Source organism: Bacillus daqingensis, from assembly GCF_042654445.1.
GTDB lineage: Bacteria > Bacillota > Bacilli > Bacillales > Salisediminibacteriaceae > Alkalicoccus > Alkalicoccus luteus.
The window spans coordinates 147,848-164,838 of sequence record NZ_JBHSGK010000001.1; the positions used below are offsets into that span (position 1 = coordinate 147,848).

18 protein-coding genes and 1 riboswitch are annotated in these 16,991 nt (G+C 49.2%); all 18 genes read left to right on the plus strand.

Annotated elements, in window-relative coordinates; translation table 11 throughout:
- The first annotated feature begins 2 nt into the window (after nt 1-2).
- Nucleotides 3-821 carry a GvpL/GvpF family gas vesicle protein gene (locus ACFO4L_RS00650; protein WP_377907701.1) on the plus strand — a complete coding sequence of 273 codons (819 nt, stop codon included), beginning with the start codon at nt 3-5 and terminating at the stop codon, nt 819-821.
- 12 nt (nt 822-833) lie between these two features.
- Nucleotides 834-1,046, plus strand: a complete 213-nt coding sequence (locus ACFO4L_RS00655; protein ID WP_377907702.1) for a gas vesicle protein — start codon at nt 834-836, stop codon at nt 1,044-1,046.
- Nucleotides 1,043-1,339, plus strand: a complete 297-nt coding sequence (locus ACFO4L_RS00660) for a gas vesicle protein K (RefSeq protein ID WP_377907703.1) — start codon at nt 1,043-1,045, stop codon at nt 1,337-1,339. The genes ACFO4L_RS00655 and ACFO4L_RS00660 overlap by 4 nt, the downstream gene beginning before the upstream one ends.
- Before the next feature lie 16 nt (nt 1,340-1,355).
- Nucleotides 1,356-1,676 (plus strand): gas vesicle protein, encoded by a 321-nt coding sequence (locus ACFO4L_RS00665; RefSeq protein WP_377907704.1) that lies wholly within the window; start codon nt 1,356-1,358, stop codon nt 1,674-1,676.
- 132 nt (nt 1,677-1,808) lie between these two features.
- Nucleotides 1,809-1,973: a hypothetical protein gene (locus ACFO4L_RS00670; protein WP_377907705.1), complete on the plus strand. Its 165-nt coding sequence runs from the start codon at nt 1,809-1,811 to the stop codon at nt 1,971-1,973.
- 52 nt (nt 1,974-2,025) lie between these two features.
- Entirely contained in the window at nt 2,026-2,289 is a 264-nt protein-coding gene (locus tag ACFO4L_RS00675; protein WP_377907706.1) for a hypothetical protein, read from the plus strand.
- Nucleotides 2,290-3,228: 939 nt separating this feature from the next.
- On the plus strand, nt 3,229-4,266 hold the full coding sequence (locus tag ACFO4L_RS00680) for an ABC transporter ATP-binding protein (RefSeq protein WP_377907707.1): 1,038 nt from the start codon (nt 3,229-3,231) through the stop codon (nt 4,264-4,266).
- Nucleotides 4,229-5,248 (plus strand): ABC transporter ATP-binding protein, encoded by a 1,020-nt coding sequence (locus tag ACFO4L_RS00685; RefSeq protein ID WP_377907708.1) that lies wholly within the window; start codon nt 4,229-4,231, stop codon nt 5,246-5,248. The genes ACFO4L_RS00680 and ACFO4L_RS00685 overlap by 38 nt, the downstream gene beginning before the upstream one ends.
- 13 nt (nt 5,249-5,261) lie before the next feature.
- Nucleotides 5,262-6,971, plus strand: a complete 1,710-nt coding sequence (locus ACFO4L_RS00690) for an ABC transporter substrate-binding protein (RefSeq protein WP_377907709.1) — start codon at nt 5,262-5,264, stop codon at nt 6,969-6,971.
- Nucleotides 6,972-7,067: 96 nt separating this feature from the next.
- Nucleotides 7,068-8,069, plus strand: a complete 1,002-nt coding sequence (locus ACFO4L_RS00695) for an ABC transporter permease (RefSeq protein ID WP_377907710.1) — start codon at nt 7,068-7,070, stop codon at nt 8,067-8,069.
- Between the two features lie 12 nt (nt 8,070-8,081).
- Nucleotides 8,082-8,999 (plus strand): nickel transporter permease, encoded by a 918-nt coding sequence (gene nikC / locus ACFO4L_RS00700; RefSeq protein ID WP_377907711.1) that lies wholly within the window; start codon nt 8,082-8,084, stop codon nt 8,997-8,999.
- Nucleotides 9,000-9,157: 158 nt separating this feature from the next.
- Nucleotides 9,158-9,361 (plus strand): YwbE family protein, encoded by a 204-nt coding sequence (locus tag ACFO4L_RS00705; protein WP_377907713.1) that lies wholly within the window; start codon nt 9,158-9,160, stop codon nt 9,359-9,361.
- 70 nt (nt 9,362-9,431) lie between these two features.
- Entirely contained in the window at nt 9,432-9,863 is a 432-nt protein-coding gene (locus ACFO4L_RS00710; protein WP_377907714.1) for a hypothetical protein, read from the plus strand.
- A gap of 109 nt (nt 9,864-9,972) precedes the next feature.
- Complete coding sequence (locus ACFO4L_RS00715) at nt 9,973-11,022, plus strand: SIR2 family NAD-dependent protein deacylase (protein WP_377907715.1); 1,050 nt, start codon at nt 9,973-9,975, stop codon at nt 11,020-11,022.
- 136 nt (nt 11,023-11,158) lie between these two features.
- Entirely contained in the window at nt 11,159-12,754 is a 1,596-nt protein-coding gene (locus ACFO4L_RS00720; RefSeq protein ID WP_377907716.1) for an L-lactate permease, read from the plus strand.
- 136 nt (nt 12,755-12,890) lie between these two features.
- Nucleotides 12,891-13,331: an Rrf2 family transcriptional regulator gene (locus tag ACFO4L_RS00725; protein ID WP_377907717.1), complete on the plus strand. Its 441-nt coding sequence runs from the start codon at nt 12,891-12,893 to the stop codon at nt 13,329-13,331.
- Between the two features lie 11 nt (nt 13,332-13,342).
- On the plus strand, nt 13,343-14,194 hold the full coding sequence (locus ACFO4L_RS00730; protein ID WP_377907718.1) for an MBL fold metallo-hydrolase: 852 nt from the start codon (nt 13,343-13,345) through the stop codon (nt 14,192-14,194).
- Nucleotides 14,195-14,370: 176 nt separating this feature from the next.
- A riboswitch (cobalamin riboswitch) is annotated at nt 14,371-14,552 on the plus strand.
- Nucleotides 14,553-14,721: 169 nt separating this feature from the next.
- Nucleotides 14,722-16,980 (plus strand): ribonucleoside-diphosphate reductase subunit alpha, encoded by a 2,259-nt coding sequence (locus tag ACFO4L_RS00735; protein WP_377907719.1) that lies wholly within the window; start codon nt 14,722-14,724, stop codon nt 16,978-16,980.
- The last annotated feature ends 11 nt before the right edge of the window (nt 16,981-16,991 follow it).

Here is a 16,991-nt window from a genome sequence, read left to right on the forward strand (position 1 = left end):
CAATGTCGCTAATTTACGTTTTCGGATTTGTGCCGGAAGGCGAGGAGAAGTCAGGCTTGCCCGGAATCGAACCTCAGACAGAAGTGGCCTATGTCACGTCGTCCGGCGTTTCTGCAGCCTGTTGTGAAGTGCCTGAATCTGATTATTCGCAGGAGGCTCTGCAAGGTAATGTGGAAAATATGCATTGGCTGAAGGACAGAGCTTATCACCATCACCACATTATGCATGAACTGCAGCAGCATGCTTCGATGGTTATTCCGCTGAGCTTTGGGACAGTATATGAGCAAACGGCCGGCTTGAAAACAGTACTTGATGAGCGGGCTGCGACGATGCAGCAATTATTTTCTGATCTGAAAGGAAAGCAGGAATGGAGTATGAAGCTCTATGCGGACCGTGCTAAGTTCGATCCGCAGTTTCAACAAAACGAATCTGATATCCAAGCAAAATATGAAGAGATTGAAAAACTGCCGAGAGGCAAACAGTTTTTTGAAAAGAAGAAGCTTGGCAACTGGTTGAAAGAGAAAGCAGATGAAGAGCTTCGAAAGATAGGCGAGCGGCTGCACGCTCTGCTTGAGCCGTATTCGTCCGATTCAGTCCGAAAAAAGGTATGGGAGAAAAAGCTCAGCGGCCGGACAGAGGACATGGTATGGAACGGCGTCTACTTGTTTAAGGATGCAGAAGCTGCTGCTGCAGCGGCTGACATTTTACGAAGCGAGCAGGATCAATTTAATAAAGAAGAAACTGGTATACAAATTGAGGCGGCTGGACCTTGGCCTCCCTATCATTTCGCGGTGCTGGAACAAAAAGAAACGACCAGTTAGGAGGAGAAGCCGGTGCTTCAGGAACTGGACAAAGATAAAGATGTTGCGCTGCTGGATGTTCTCGATGCCGTTTTGGAAAAAGGTGTCGTATTGAAAGGGGATATCATGATTTCCATAGCTGATATCGACCTTGTTTATCTGGACCTGCGTATCCTGCTGACGTCGGTGGATACGCTGATAAAAAGCACAGAGCGCAAGCACGAACTTGAGGAGGAATCGACATGAATCAAACTCCGGAACTGCTGAACAGCCATCCGGGCCGAGTGTCGCTCGATCCTGACAAGGCGCAGGAGGGCCTCGCCGAGCTGGTATTGACGGTGATTGAGCTTGTTCGACAGCTTGTCGAACGGCAGGCAATGAGACGAGTGGACAGCGGGACGCTCACAGATGAGGAAATTGAAAGACTCGGTGAAGCATTATACACACTCGAAGAAAAAATGGAAGAGATGAAAGACTATTTTGGATTGACCGCAGAGGATCTGAATATTGATCTCGGGCCTCTCGGAAACCTATTATAAAGGAGTCGATTCGATCATGTCAGATTTCGATGCGATAAAACACCCAACGGCTTCAAACAGTCTTGTCGATGTGCTGGAAACTGTATTGGATAAAGGTGTGGTGATTGCAGGCGATATTTCGATCAGCCTCGCTGAAGTAGAGCTGATTACGATTCGGATCCGTCTGCTCGTAGCCTCAGTAGATAAGGCGAAAGAAATTGGAATGGACTGGTGGGAAACCGACCCATACTACTCGTCAAAAGGCGTGGAGCTGCAGCGTGAGAATGACGAGCTTCATGATAAAATTCAGCGGCTTGAAGACAGACTGCTTGCTCAGGAAGAAAGCAGTAAAAAATAGAAGCGCCGACAGGAAGGCAGAGGTATCCGTAAACCGGTGCTCTGCTTTTTTGGTGTGGCAGCCGGGCTGACGTTTCTTTATACTGGAGAGAGCCGGTACATAACAAACTTTTAAAAAAGCGGGGTGAGGACCATGGAGGCTGCAGTCATTTTCTCTATGGGGCTGCTGTTCATGTTAGCCATTAATTTTCTTGGCAGAAGGTTCATCCCTGGTGTTAATCAGTCTGCCGACCAGCTGATTATTATTTCAATTCTTCAGGCCGCTGCTATTGTACTGATTGTCTTATTTGTTTTTTGACGAAGGGAATCTGTATCCGGAGCTTTGGCCGGTAAAGGGAAGGGAGTAACGAATGAACACGATGTGGCTCATTTTTTGGGTGCTGCTGCCGCTGTTTGCTTTTATGAGCATCCGCAGGAGACGGAAGGCTGGATTAGAGGGCTGGAAAACAGCCGTCACACCAATAAGTATGCTGAGCGCAGCAGTTATCATAGCGGTACCTTATACATTTAGTTTGCCTTATGAAACGCCCGCTGCTGCAGCAGCGTTTGTCCTTTTGATTGTCGGGGCCCTTTTTACAAAGTATAACCGAGCCCCTGAGCAGGGAGCAGCTTAGTGTTACATCGCTGAACCTGCGGTACGAGGTGATGGAAACGACGAACAGTATAAGAAAACGAAGCGGGTCTGTCCCCGTTCAGACTGCTTGTTGCGCCTCCGCCGGACACATCGGGAAAACGACTCTGATTCGTGGAGAACAACGTCACGACAGACGCGACTGCTTTTTTTACGTTTATCATGAATTCGATGAAGGACTGGCATCCCTATTCAACATCGAAACGTCTCGTCGGGAAGGTTCAATCTTTATGGAAGCCGATCGTACTTTCGTAACCAGGCACATGAAACGCACTGCCAGCTGCTGACATCGAAGAATCTCGGCTCAGAACGAGGCGAAGATCCGGCGGATGAAAGAAGGGAAAGCCGAGCCCGCTCCCTCCGGAAAGTGAGTGCCCGCAGATACAGGCAGATGCAACGATATTCACTTAAAATGACTTTATCGACACTTTGAGCGGGCCTGTGCCCGCTTTTTTTATTGGAGGGGGGATGGAAAAGTAATCAGGGCCATTTATAAAAACAAAGCAGGCTTCCTCAACGAACGAAAACGCTCCTCTTCAGCATGTCGGTGCCAATAGATAATTATCAAAGTGGATCCCGTCATCAGGCGAGGATCAAATCGGGAACATGAACCACCCCCTCGTTGAAGCCGGAAAACATGTGAAACCGTTCATAAACGCTATCGCAGCATAATTCACGAAAAAAAGATTTTATTAGGTGTCAGATATTTCTGTAATCTAAATAAAGTCTCTAAACACTGGTACATAAGGCTTTTATCATATCATACAAGAACGATTGAATTACATGTATATCCAGAATCTTATAAAAATTTGAAAATAGTAATTGCTAAATGTGTAACAGTGTAGTAATTTATTTTTTAAGATATAATTTTTTGAATATTTTTAATTGCGTACATACTAACAGGCTTTACCGGGGGGGCAATATGAGCAGAAAAGTACTCGACGTAAAGAATTTGCAGACGCACTTCTTTACCGACAGCGGCGAAATCCCGGCCGTAGATGATGTCAGCTTTCATATTGAAGAAGGGGAAGTGCTCGGGGTAGTTGGAGAGTCCGGGTGCGGCAAAAGTGTAACGTCGCTTTCGATTATGGGACTGGTGCCGAATCCGCCAGGAAAAATTGTCGGCGGTGAAATCCTGTTTGAAGCTGGCGATGGACAAAAGATGGACTTAACGAAAATGAGCGGAAAACAGATCCGCAGCATACGCGGAAACAAGCTGTCGATGATTTTTCAGGAACCAATGACCTCCTTGGATCCGCTTTATAAAATCGGCTTTCAAATCACAGAAGGCTTACGAAAGCATCGGAAGCTATCAAAAAAAGAAGCGCATCAGAAAGCGGTTGAGATGTTGAAAATCGTCGGTATACCTAGAGCTGAGGAGATTGCTTATGAATATCCTCACCAGCTTTCAGGAGGCATGAGACAGCGGGTAATGATTGCGATAGCGATGGCGTCTGATCCTGAAATCCTTATTGCGGATGAGCCGACGACGGCCCTGGATGTAACCATTCAGGCACAAATTCTTGAGCTGATGAAGAATCTGAATCGGGATAAAGGAACCGCGATTCTAATGATTACACATGACCTCGGCGTTGTAGCAGAAATATGCGACAGAGTCGTGGTTATGTATGCAGGCAAGGTGGTCGAGCAGGGAGATGTGCGCACCATTTTAAAGGCGCCAAAGCATCCATACACGGTCGGACTAATCCGTTCGCTGCCAAAGCTCTCTGGACGAGATGAGCGGCTGTATTCGATCCCGGGCAATGTGCCAAAGCCAGGTTCCATTCAAAAAGGGTGCCGTTTTGCAGCGAGATGCGAGCACGTTTTCGACCGCTGTCTTCAGGAAGACCCAGAGCTGATTCAGCTGCGGACGGGGCACGACTGCCGCTGCTTCCTCTATGATACGGAAGGAGGTGCGCCGAATGAGCCGTCAGCCGCTTCTGCAAGTCAAAAATCTTAAGAAATTCTTCCCGATAAAGGGTGGCGTATTCGGTCGCCGCATCGGCGATGTCCAGGCTGTTAATGACGTTTCCTTTGACGTATACGAAAAAGAGGTGCTGGGCATTGTTGGAGAGTCGGGCTGTGGAAAATCCACCACCGGGAAATCCATTCTCCGCCTGATTGAGCCGACAGCCGGTGACGTATTGTTTGAAGGGAAAGATGTAACAGCCCTCTCGCAGGAAGAAATGCGAAAAATGCGTCGCGACATGCAGATTATTTTTCAGGATCCCTACGCTTCCTTGAATCCAAGGCATAAAATCGAAAAGATTCTCGGGGAGCCTTTGATTGTTCATGGCATCGGTACGAAAGAAGAACGCCGAAAGAAAGTGGAAGAGATTCTGCAAATCGTCGGCCTGCCGCCTGAGCATGCGTCCCGTTATCCGCATCAGTTCAGCGGAGGGCAGCGCCAGCGGATTGGCATTGCCAGGGCGCTGATCGTTCGTCCAAAGCTGATTATTTGCGATGAGCCTGTTTCGGCGCTCGATGTATCGATTCAGGCCCAAGTGCTGAATTTGATGGAGGATCTGCAGGAACAGTTCGGTCTTACCTATGTGTTTATTGCGCATGACTTAAGCGTCGTAAAACATATCAGTGACCGGATCGGTGTCATGTATCTCGGTAAGATGGTAGAGCTTGCAGATAAAGAGGATTTGTATGCAGAGCCGCTCCATCCCTATACGCAGTCTCTCTTATCTGCAGTGCCGGAGCCGGACCCTGATCTGAAGAAAGAACGCATTATTTTAGAGGGGGATGTTCCGAGCCCGGCAAATCCGCCTTCCGGATGCCCTTTCCATACACGGTGTCCTCACGTTATGGAGGAATGCCGCACGGTCGTACCCGAGTTTCGGGAAATCAGAGCTAACCATTTTGCTGCTTGTCACCTCTACAACGAGGAGCGTACGGGACAATCAGCAGAAACCACTATACATCACCAATCTTAAAGGGGGAAATGGAATGAAGAAGTCTTTTGTACTGACGTCAGTTGCTGCAGCTGCGCTGCTATTCACAGCCTGCGGCGGAGAAAACAACGAACAAAATACAGATGTCGACAACAACGCTGAAGCGAACAATGCTGCAGATGATGGGGCCGATGAGAACAACGGTGCGGATGATGAGGATAATGGAGATGAAGAAGCAGGAACACCTTCTGAAGACCAGACGCTGATTTTTGCCAGGGGCGGCGATTCTGTCAGCCTGGATTATGCGAGCGTAACAGACGGAGAATCGTCCCGTGTGACTGAACAGATTTATGAGTCGCTGCTAAGCTTTGAAGAGGATTCGTTTGAAATTCAGCCTGGGCTTGCAGAAGACTGGGAAGTGCATGATGACGGCATGCGGTACACGTTCCAGCTGCGTGAAGGGGTAACGTTCCATGATGGAACAGACTTTAATGCAGATGCGGTCAAACTGAACTTTGAACGCTGGGCTGATCCGGATCATGAATTCCATTTCGCTGATGAAGGATACGCATACAGCGTGTACGGAACGCAGTTTGGTGGTTTCGTGGGAGACGAAGGCCACGTGATTGATGAAATTAACGTGCTTGACGACTATGAGGTTGAATTTGTACTGAATCAGCCGCTCGGATCGTTTATTCAAAATATGGGGATGAGCTACTTCTCGATCACGTCTCCAGCAGCCTTTGAAGAGTATGGAGCAGAAATTAACGAGAATCCGGTTGGGACAGGCCCATTCCAATTTGTCAGCTGGTCTCGTGATGATTCAATCGTACTGGAGAAATACGAGGACTACTGGCAGGAAGATCTGCCTAAGCTGGATCAGGTAATCTTCCAGGTGATCCCGGATAATTCCGCTCGTCTGACGGCTCTTCGTTCCGGAGAGATCGATATTATGGACGGACTGAACCCGGACGATTTGGAGCAGCTTGAAGGAGAAGAAGGCGTTCAGACATTTGAGCGTGCAACAAATAATATCGGCTATCTGGGCTTTAATGAAGACAAAGAGCCGTTCGATGATCCAGAGTTGAGGCGTGCATTGAACCATGCGATCGACAAAGAAAATCTGATTTCCCTGCTTTATGCTGACATGGCAGAGCCGGCTAAGAATCTGATTCCACCTGACTATCTGGGCTACAATGATGACATTGAAGCGTATGAGTATGATCCGGAGCTGGCTCAGCAGATGCTGGAAGATGCAGGCTATGAAGACCTGGAATTTGATCTTTGGACGATGCCTGTTGCACGTCCATACATGCCGGATCCTCAGAGAGCTGCAGAGGTTATGCAGGCAAACCTCGATGAAATTGGTGTAACGGCGAATATCGTCAGTATGGAGTGGGCGACGTACCTGGAGCAGACAGAAGCAGGTGAACATGACCTGTTTATGCTCGGGTGGTCCGGTGTAAACGGTGATCCGGACTACTTCTTCGGCAACCTGCTTCATTCAGACGCAATTCCTGGCGGTAACCGTAATTTCTACCGCAATGATGAAGTAGATGCACTTCTCGATGAAGCGAAGGTTACGATTGATGAAGACGAGCGTGCAGAGCTTTACATGGAAGCTCAGGAAATCATCCATGAAGACGCGCCGATGATTCCACTCGTTCATTCCATTCCGGTTCTTGCGGGCAGCGAGCGGGTTTCTGGATACGTACCGCATCCATCTACCAGTGAGCCGTTGACAAACGTTGAACTTATGGATTAAAAGCATATTGGTGCAGCGGGCAGGTTGCCTGTCCGCTGCGTTCCTTATGCAGAAAAACGGATACATACGCTGTAAGGCAGCGGGGGGTGCAGGCAATTGCTTTCATATACGATAAGAAGACTGCTCATGCTCATTCCGGTTTTGATCGGGATGTCGCTGATTACATTCTCCATCATTCATTTAATACCAGGTAACCCTGCCCAGACCATTCTCGGCGAGCAGGCTACTCCTGCGGCAATTGAACAGCTTGAAGAACAGCTGGGGCTGAATGAACCGTATTTTGTACAGTATACAGAATACATGTTAGGTCTGCTCCAGGGAGATCTCGGAAACTCGCTGCGAACAAACGCGGCAATCTCTGTAGAAATCTGGCCGTTTCTCGCGGCTACAATTGAACTGACGTTTTTTGCAATGGTATTTGCTGTAATTGTGGGCGTTAACGCCGGAATTATCAGTGCTTGGAAGCAGAATTCTATGTTTGATTATACAGCTATGCTGATTGCTCTCATCGGTGTATCGATGCCAATATTCTGGCTGGGGTTAATGCAGCAGTGGGTGTTTGCCCAGGAGCTCGGATGGCTGCCGGCTTTTGGCCGCTCCAATCCACGGGACCCTGTGGAAACAGTCACCCATTTTTATCTGATTGACACCTTGCTTTCAGGAAGACCGGACCAGTTTGTTACGTCGTTGAAGCACCTCGTTCTCCCGGGAATCGCGCTCGGTACGATTCCTATGGCGATTATTGCGAGAATGACAAGATCGAGCATGCTGGAAGTCCTGCGCTCCGACTACATACGGACCGTGCAGGCAAAGGGAATCAATCACATGTCCATCGTGTATCGACACGGGTTTAAAAATGCGGTTATCCCAGTTTTGACAGTAGTCGGTCTGCAAACTGGAACCTTGCTGGGCGGGGCGATTTTAACAGAAACGATTTTCAGCTGGCCTGGAATCGGGAGATACGTGTTTGAAGCGATCGGTACACGGGATTATCCTGTTATTCAGTCCGGCATTCTGGTCATCGCTACCATGTTCGTATTTATCAATCTGATCGTGGATCTGCTTTACAGCTATATCGATCCTCGTATTAAATATTAGGGGGAGAGGAACATGGAACAGGCTAACAAACAAAAAAGCCCCATTCCAGGCCCTGAAAACGATGAGGCCGGCACGGTGCTGCCAGCACCAGCCTCTCCCTGGAAGGTCGCTTATAAGGAACTGAAGAAAAACAAGCTTGCGCTTGTCGGATTGTTTATTATCGCCTTTTTTATTCTGACAGCGATTTTTGCACCGCTGTTGACGAGCTATCAGCCTCAATCGATCAATGCCGGTCCCAGGCTCCAGTCTCCGAATGCGGATCACTGGTTTGGTACGGACGATCTGGGACGGGATATCTTCACGAGAATTGTGTACGGGGCTAGAATTTCCCTGATGGTCGGTTTCTTTGCTGTAACCGGTGCCCTTTTCTTCGGCTCTCTTCTCGGGATTATAGCCGGATACTTTGGGCGCTGGATTGATATGATTATCTCGCGCATCTTTGATATTATGCTCGCATTTCCATCCATTCTGCTTGCGATCGCGATCGTAGCGATTCTTGGTCCGTCTCTGCAGAATGCGTTGATCGCGATTGCGATTATCAATATTCCGATTTTTGGCCGTCTCGTCCGATCGAAAGTTATCTCAATCCGGGAAGAGGAGTACATTCTTGCGGCTAAAGCTCAGGGAATGAAGAGCGGGAGAATCCTTATTCATCACGTCCTGCCTAACAGTACCGCACCGATTATTGTTCAGGCAACGCTCGGTTTTGGTACGGCCATTCTGGAAGCCGCAGCACTTGGGTTTCTCGGACTTGGTGCCCAGCCGCCGACGCCGGAATGGGGCAGCATGCTCTCTGATGCACGGCAGTATATTCAGAGCGCCCCTTGGACGGTACTATTCCCGGGTCTCTCGATCATGCTTGTTGTACTCGGCTTTAATATGATTGGCGATGGCCTTCGCGATGCACTTGATCCAAAAATGAAAACATAAGCGCTGGACCGTCCGGTGACCGGACGGTTTTTTCGTTTGTTCGTGCAACCGATCATCTGCCGACTCAGCCTCTACGCACCCTGCAGCATGGAATAGAGTGAGTGCTTTTTCACAGCAGTATAATAAGCTATACTGTATAGGAAAGGGGGGCTGCGGATATGAGTGGCCAGAACAGAGCATCCGTTACTCCGGGAGCGAGAGTAGCAGTCGTGCAAAAACAAGATCAGCGCAGCGGTAAGCTGACAGAGGGTGTCGTAAAAGATCTTTTGACGAAATCAGCGACGCATCCGCATGGAATAAAGGTCCGGCTGGAAGACGGCACCGTCGGACGTGTAAAAGAAATTCTGGATCAGAAGCAATAACGAGTCCGGGACGCTTCGCAGATTGCTTGCGGGCGTTCTTTTTATAAGGTTGAGACAGGAGCGTATCATCATGTCATTTTTATTTGCAAAACAGAACAACTGGACGGTGCTCGGATTTTTATGGGCAGTCACAGCAGTGATGACAGCTTGGCTGACGGCGGCCAGAATTCATTTTGGCGGCGTCGGTCTGCTGGAGGCTGCAGCAGCGTTCACATCGCTGCTCGCTGTAATCGTCAGCTTTTATTTTTTTCGGCTGCACCGGATGGAGCTGTTTCGAATCGAGGAGGACGGAATCTATATCCACGAAGGGCCTGCACGAAAAAAACGTCTGGTGCGATGGACTCAACTGCATTATGCTATTTGGACCCAAGAGGGCTGCCTTCTGGTGAAAGAAGACGAAGAACAGGAAGTTCTGCAGACAAACATGCTGAAAGAAGAAGATATCTCCCTTTTTTATGAGCAGATCGGGACAAAACGACCGGTTTATAAGCGGATAGACTGAGGTTATCTCCTGCTTGGACCGGGTATAGATTACCACTTGCATCAGACAAATGGATGGCCAAGTCGAGGTATCTTTTGAAACGGCCTCGCATCAGCCGGGAGGTCTTCGTATGAGAAATGCTGAAGAATGGACGACCCTGCTCTCGATCGGCACAGAGGGCGGAACAATCGAACTCAAAGGGGCAGAGCGGTACGATGGCTGGTGGGACTTCCGCCTGCGTACAGATGAATCATCAGAGGGCGTCACGTATCATACAGCGCAGGGAGCAAAAGAAGACGGCTTAAAGCTGCTGGATGGAATCGCCTGGATGTCACTTTATCCTCTCTACGTGAGCCCGGAAGCAGCAGGAGCAGTTGAAAAGAAAGTGCTTCACCATAAATACAGAAATGAGTCATCGTTTATGGCTTGGCTTGAAGCCTGCTATCCGGAAGCGGAGCGAAAAGCAGCGCTGCTTGCTAACTGGCTGCTGACGGCCGAGCGAACAGTATTGTTCACCGGAGCAGGAATGAGCACCGAATCGAACCTGCCTGACTTTCGTTCTAAAGAAGGATGGTGGAGACGGGTCGATCCGCGAACCGTCGCCACTCCGGAAGCGATGAATCAGGATTATCCGCTGTTTAAGGATTTCTATGCAGCCAGGATGGCATCTTTAGAAGCGGCTGTGCCGCACGCTGGCTACTATGTCATTTCATCATGGGAGAGCCGGGGCATGGTGCAAGCTGTCGCCACGCAGAACGTAGACGGGCTTCATCGTAAAGCGGGCAGCCAAAGGGTGTATGAGCTTCATGGCAGGCTGCAGGCGGTCCGGTGCTCGCGATGTGATGAAGAGGCTGGCGAAGCAGATTTCCGCAAAGGCAGACCGTGTCAAATTTGCGGCGGAAAGCTGCGTCCAGGGGTAGTACTCTTTGGCGAGATCCTCCCCGAAAAAGATTGGGATGAAGCCCTTTTAGCTGTACAGAAAGCAGATCTTGTCGTCACAATAGGCACCAGTCTGGAAGTGTATCCGGCCAATCAATTGCCGTTGATGTCAAAAGGGCGGTCCGTTTATATTAATGCCGACTACAGCGGAACAGCATCCGATTTCGACTTAGTGCTGGAAGGACGGGCAGGAGAGGTGCTTCAGGAGGTAGACAGGCTGCTGAAAAGCGTGCAGTTATGATTTTGTTCATAAATTCACAAAGTCGACACGTTTTTTTGCTAGCTTTCATTTTTCCAAGACTGATTTCACGGTATAATGGAATCAGTCCTTACATAAATCTATTTATGTGAAATGTTGAACAAGGAGGGCGTCGGCTATGCTCATGCTTACAGCATTAAGTGCAATTATTCTTCCTTTTCTTTTTCTGGTAGTCCTGCGCCTTCCTGCGAGAAAAGGTATGCTTTACAGTGCCGTGCTGTTTATCATACTTTCGGCAGTCGTCTGGCAGATGGAGCTTCTCGTGCTTTCAGCTTCCATTTTGGAAGGGCTGCATCAGGCGGTCACGATCTTATTCATTCTGCTTGGCGCTATCGTGCTGTTGAATACACTAAAACGGACAGGGGCCGTCGTTCGTATTAATCAGGGATTCCGGCGTGTCTCAGGAGATATGCGCGTCCAGGCTGTATTAACTGCCTTTCTATTCGGCAGTCTGATTGAGGGGGCGGCAGGGTTCGGCACTCCGGCTGCTGTTACAGGTCCGCTGCTCGTCGCCCTCGGTTTTGCCCCGATGGCAGCGGCTTCGCTCGCACTCATTGCAGATAGTACGGCTGTTTCATTTGGAGCCGTAGGAACGCCTGTTATCGTCGGCCTCGGCGGTGTGCCGGGAGCCGATTCAGCATTGTTCCAGGACACAGCGATCCGGATTACGGCAATGGATCTTGGAGCTGGGACCTTTATTCCGCTGCTGCTCATATTCGTGCTTACGTTTTTTGCCGATAAAAAACATGCCTGGAAGGATACGCGCGAGATGGCTCCCTGGGCACTGCTGACAGGGATGACATACACCGGATCTGCTCTTCTGTATGCCGTTTTATTCGGACCTGAGTTCGTTGCGATCCTGGCTTCTTTGACAGCGCTGGCTGTCGCAGCAGCTACGGCAAGCGCCGGTATTTTTATGCCGGAAAAAGAGTGGAAGAAAGCGCTGGAACCTAAAGCGGTGCAGGAAGAGGAAGCACCGAATATGTCGCTTTTTGCAGCATGGAGCCCATACTTTATCGTCATCGGCCTGCTTTTGCTGACAAGAATAGTAGAACCAATCCAGGAATTTGCTCAAACGGCGGTCGATTTGTCATGGACAACGATTCTCGGTGTTGAAACCGCCACTTCTACTTGGCAGGTGCTTTACTCACCAGGTGCAGTTTTACTTCTTGCAGCGGTGCTGTCTGTATTCGTGCAGCGGAAAAAACTGCGAGTCGTCGGAGAAGCCGTAATGGATTCGAGGAAGATGGTAGGCGGAGCCGCACTGGCTTTGTTCCCGACGCTTGCGTTAGTGAACGTGTTTATTAATTCCGGTGTTAATGCCGGAAATCTCGTATCAATGCCGGAACACATTGCTGTGATGCTCGCATCAGGCCTCGGAAGCGTCTGGCATCTTGCAGCGCCGTTTCTTGGACTTTTGGGATCGTTTATTACAGGCAGTGCAATGGTATCAGGCTTGACCTTCGCGCCAATTCAGACATCTGTTGCGTCGGCAGCAGGGCTTGATCAGACGCTGGTTCTCGCTCAGCAGACTGCGGGTGCAGCTGCAGGGAACATGATCTGCGTGCATAACGTCGTCGCAGCTGCGGCGGTGGTCGGGCTTGCAGATAAGGAAGGCGATATCATCAGAAGAACGGTCGTTCCTGCGCTTGGCTACGCGGCGCTGATCGGAATTGCGGGAACGATTCTCGCCGGCCTGACCGGCCTGTTTTAACGGTCATGCTTCGGACTATGCTTTCGAGCGGGTTCATATGCTACACTGATAGAAAGACATGGTGCTGCTTTGACAGGATACTGTTGAAGCAGCATTTACTTATGAAACAGCAGCAGGAAATGGAAGGGGAACCGCCATGCATTTAACTCAATATACCGATTTTTCACTCCGGGTGCTTATGTACACTGCAGTTCAGCCATCTGGAAAGCTGTCGCAAATCAAGGACATATCAGAGGCTTACGGCATTTCCAAAAACCATCTTATGAAGGTTGTGTATCGACTCGGTAAGCTCGGCTACATAGAGACAATCCGTGGCAGGAACGGCGGTATCCGACTTGCACGTGAACCGCAGAATATAAATATTGGCGAAGTTGTCAGACATACCGAAGACAATTTTCATTTGGTGGAATGTTTTAACAGTGAAACGAACACGTGCCCAATTACACCGGCATGCAAGCTTCAGTTTGCTCTTTCTGATGCGCTGACAGCCTACTTGCATGTGCTGGATCAGTATACGCTGGAGGATATCACCGATAACAGGGATGCACTTGCAGTCTTATTGAAGCAGCCGGACTAGGAGGAATTTTCATGCAGGAATTAAAGAAGCTCTCGGAGCGATTTTATTATCTCACACCGGTCGAAGAAACAGACAGGCCCATTCTTGGCGCAGTAGTCGGGGATAATCTGACGCTGCTGATCGACGCCGGAAACTCAGAAGCACACGTGCGTCTGTTTTTAGACGAATTAACACGAAGCGGTGTTCCTGCCCCTTCACTGGCTGTTCTGACCCACTGGCACTGGGACCATGTTTTCGGGGCGTCGGCGTTAAACCGAACGCCTGTTATCAGCACAGAGGCGACGAAAACAGAGCTGCAGCGTTTGTCGTCCTATTCATGGGAGGATGAAGCACTCGACGAGCGGGTCGAGACCGGAGAAGAGATTCGTTTCTGTGCAGAAGCGATAAAAAAAGAATTTCCAGCTGAACGTTCTATACGTATCCATATGCCGGAGATAACGTTTAACGATGAGCTGGTACTTGACCTCGGCGGAATCACTTGCCGGCTCGTTCATGCTGGCGGCAACCACGCGTCTGATCATTTGATTGTTCACCTGGCAGAGGAAGATATTTTGTTTGCAGGAGATATTACTGCTCCGAACTTATATGCATCATCCTGGCACTATACGCCAGACGAAACAAAGCAGCTTGTAAAAAAGCTGAAGCCTTTTGCTTCAGCCTGGAACGTCATATCACACTGGAAGCCCTTGTCGAAAGAACTGTTTATCGAGGAGCTGGAGCTGCTGGAGAAAACAGCCTCGTTAAGCGCTCGTGCAGGCGATGAAGCAGAACTGAAAAACTTGCTGATGGACGAATACGGAAAACCGTTGTCAGAAGAAGAGAGTCTTGCAGCGCAATATTTCATGAACGGAAAAAAGCTTTAGATGAACAACGAAACCTGCATCTTTTGACAAAAAAAGAAATATGGTCAGCTGAAGGCGGTCTATCAGTATGTCGTTGAAAATGATTTGCTATTCTGCAAGTTTCATGTTGCAAATAGCTGGGAATAGAGGTAGCATAATCAATATATTGAGTGTATAAGCAAGTAGACATCTAAATATAGCGTGCAGAAACGTACAGGTACCGCAAAAGCGGTTTAATAGGGAATCCGGTTAAAAGCCGGAGCTGTCCCCGCAACTGTAACTGCTGACGAGCAGCCGATCACCCACTGTTTTTTAACGGGAAGGGAGGCTGTAAGGATGAAGCAGAAGCCAGGAGACCTGCCGTACGTTTCAGACGTTTCTTTTCTTCGGGGATTGAGAAAGGGAATGGTGCAGCGCCGGTATGCCGGGCGTCTGTGCTGTTTCCTTTTTCGTGTCTCTTCCTCCGAAGAGGCACTTTTTTGGTTCTGCTGATTTGTGCTGCATCATTCAATATAGTGAATCATGTAGAAGAAAAGGGAGGCATTTCAATGAAATCTGCACTACAATCACGGATTCAGCTCACGATCAACGAGCTGGAAAACAACTACAAACTTGATTTATCGGAACTGAAACAGCAGGTCGAATCGAAACAGGAGGAGGAAGCGTTTGATCATGCGCTGCATACCTCCCTTAACAAGATCGCCATGGACCAGCCGGATTATACATTTGCAGCAGCCCGGTTTTACTTAACGCGACTTTATGAGCAGGCAGAGGCTCAGCGCGGTTATAAGGCTTACAGCGGGTTTTATGAACTGCTGCAGGTACTGACGGAAAAGGGAATTTACAGCTCCTCGCTGCTGCAGTCGTATTCAAAAGCAGAAATTGAAAAATTAGAAACAATAATAGAGCCGGACCGGGATCATTCATTTACATTTATCGGACTGTTTTTGCTTGCAGACCGGTATCTGGCAAGAGATCATGATAAGCAGGTGTGGGAGCTTCCACAGGAACGGTGGCTCGTAATCGCAATGGCCCTGATGCAAGATGAGCCGGCCAGTAAACGGATTATGCTCGTAGAAGAGGCATACTGGGCGCTGTCTAACCTCTACATGACGGTAGCGACGCCTACGTTAGCAAATGCAGGGAAAAGCTACGGGCAACTCTCCTCCTGCTTTATCGACACCGTCTCGGATTCGCTGGACGGCATTTACTTAAACAATTGGGATACGGCAAGACTCAGTAAGGATGGCGGAGGAATCGGCGTTTATTTTGGCAAGGTGAGAGCGCTTGGTTCGGACATTAAAGGCTTTAAAGAGACCTCTTCAGGTGTTATTCCCTGGATCAGGCTGCTTAATGATACTGCTGTAAGCGTCGACCAGCTTGGCCAGCGGCAGGGGGCTGTTGCAGTTTATTTAGATATTTTCCACAAGGATATTATGAGCGGGTTTTTGGACTTGAAGACAAACAATGGAGATGAGCGCAGAAAAGCGCACGATATATTTACGGGCGTCAGTATTCCTGATCACTTTATGAGAATGCTGGAAGAAACAGATGAAGCCGGACGCAGCAGTGGAGAGTGGTCGGTATTTTGTCCGCATCAGGTGAAGACCATCATGGGATGGAAGGATGAGAACGGCAATTCGCTCGGTCTGGAGGATTTCTATGATGAAACGGACCACCTTGCGTTTACTGAAAAATATAAGGAAGCCTGCGCGCATCCGATGCTTCCGCGGAAGACGTACCGTGCGATGGATATCATGAAACGCATCATGATCGCTCAGCTGGAAACTGGAACGCCCTATATGTTCTATCGGGATGAAGTGAACAGAGGCAACCCGAACAAAAAGGCAATGGGCCGTACCTCGATATTCTGCAGCAACCTTTGTACCGAAATCGCCCAAAATATGTCCGCCTCAGAAATCACTGATGAATATGTGGCGGAAGACGGAAGTATCGTGATCGTGCGAAAGCCGGGTGAATTCGTCGTCTGCAATCTCTCCTCTATCAACTTGGCTGCAGCCTGCAGAGATGATGTGATTGAGCGGACGGTAGCTATACAGGTAAGAATGCTCGATAATGTTATTGATTTAAATACGCTTTCTGTCGGCCAGGCACAGGAGACGAATAAAAAATACCGGGCCGTCGGTCTCGGAACATTTGGCTGGCACCACGTACTTGCTGTGAACCATATTGACTGGGAATCAGAGAACGCGGTAGCTTTCGCGGATGACCTGTATGAACGGATTGCGTTTGCCGCTGTTCAGGCAAGTGCAGCGCTCGCAGAGGAGAAAGGAGCTTATCCTGCTTTTCGGCACTCAGAGTGGGAAAATGGCCGGTACTTTGAGCGGCGGGGCTATACGTCAGACCGCTGGCTGCAGCTGAAGCAGAAAACAGCTGAGACAGGAATTCGAAACGGCTGGCTGATGGCGGTCGCCCCAAATTCATCAACGGCAAAAATTGCCGGTTCGACAGATGGCATTGATCCTGTTTATGCACTGGAGTACGCGGAAGAAAAGAAAAATTTCAAGCTCAAGGTTACACCGCCGGACCTTACGCATCATACGTACCCATATTACAACAGGGCCAGGCATGAGCTGGATCAGCACTGGAGCATCCGCCAAAACGCAGCGCGTCAGCGCCATGTCGATCAGGGAATCAGCTTTAACTTGTATGTCCGCCACGATATTCACGCAAAAGACCTGCTGCAGCTGCACATGGAGGCTTGGCGTCAAGGGCTGAAAACGACCTATTATGTGCGCAGCACGTCCCAGGGAGAAATTGAAGAATGCGAAAGCTGTCACTCCTGATTGCAGGAGGC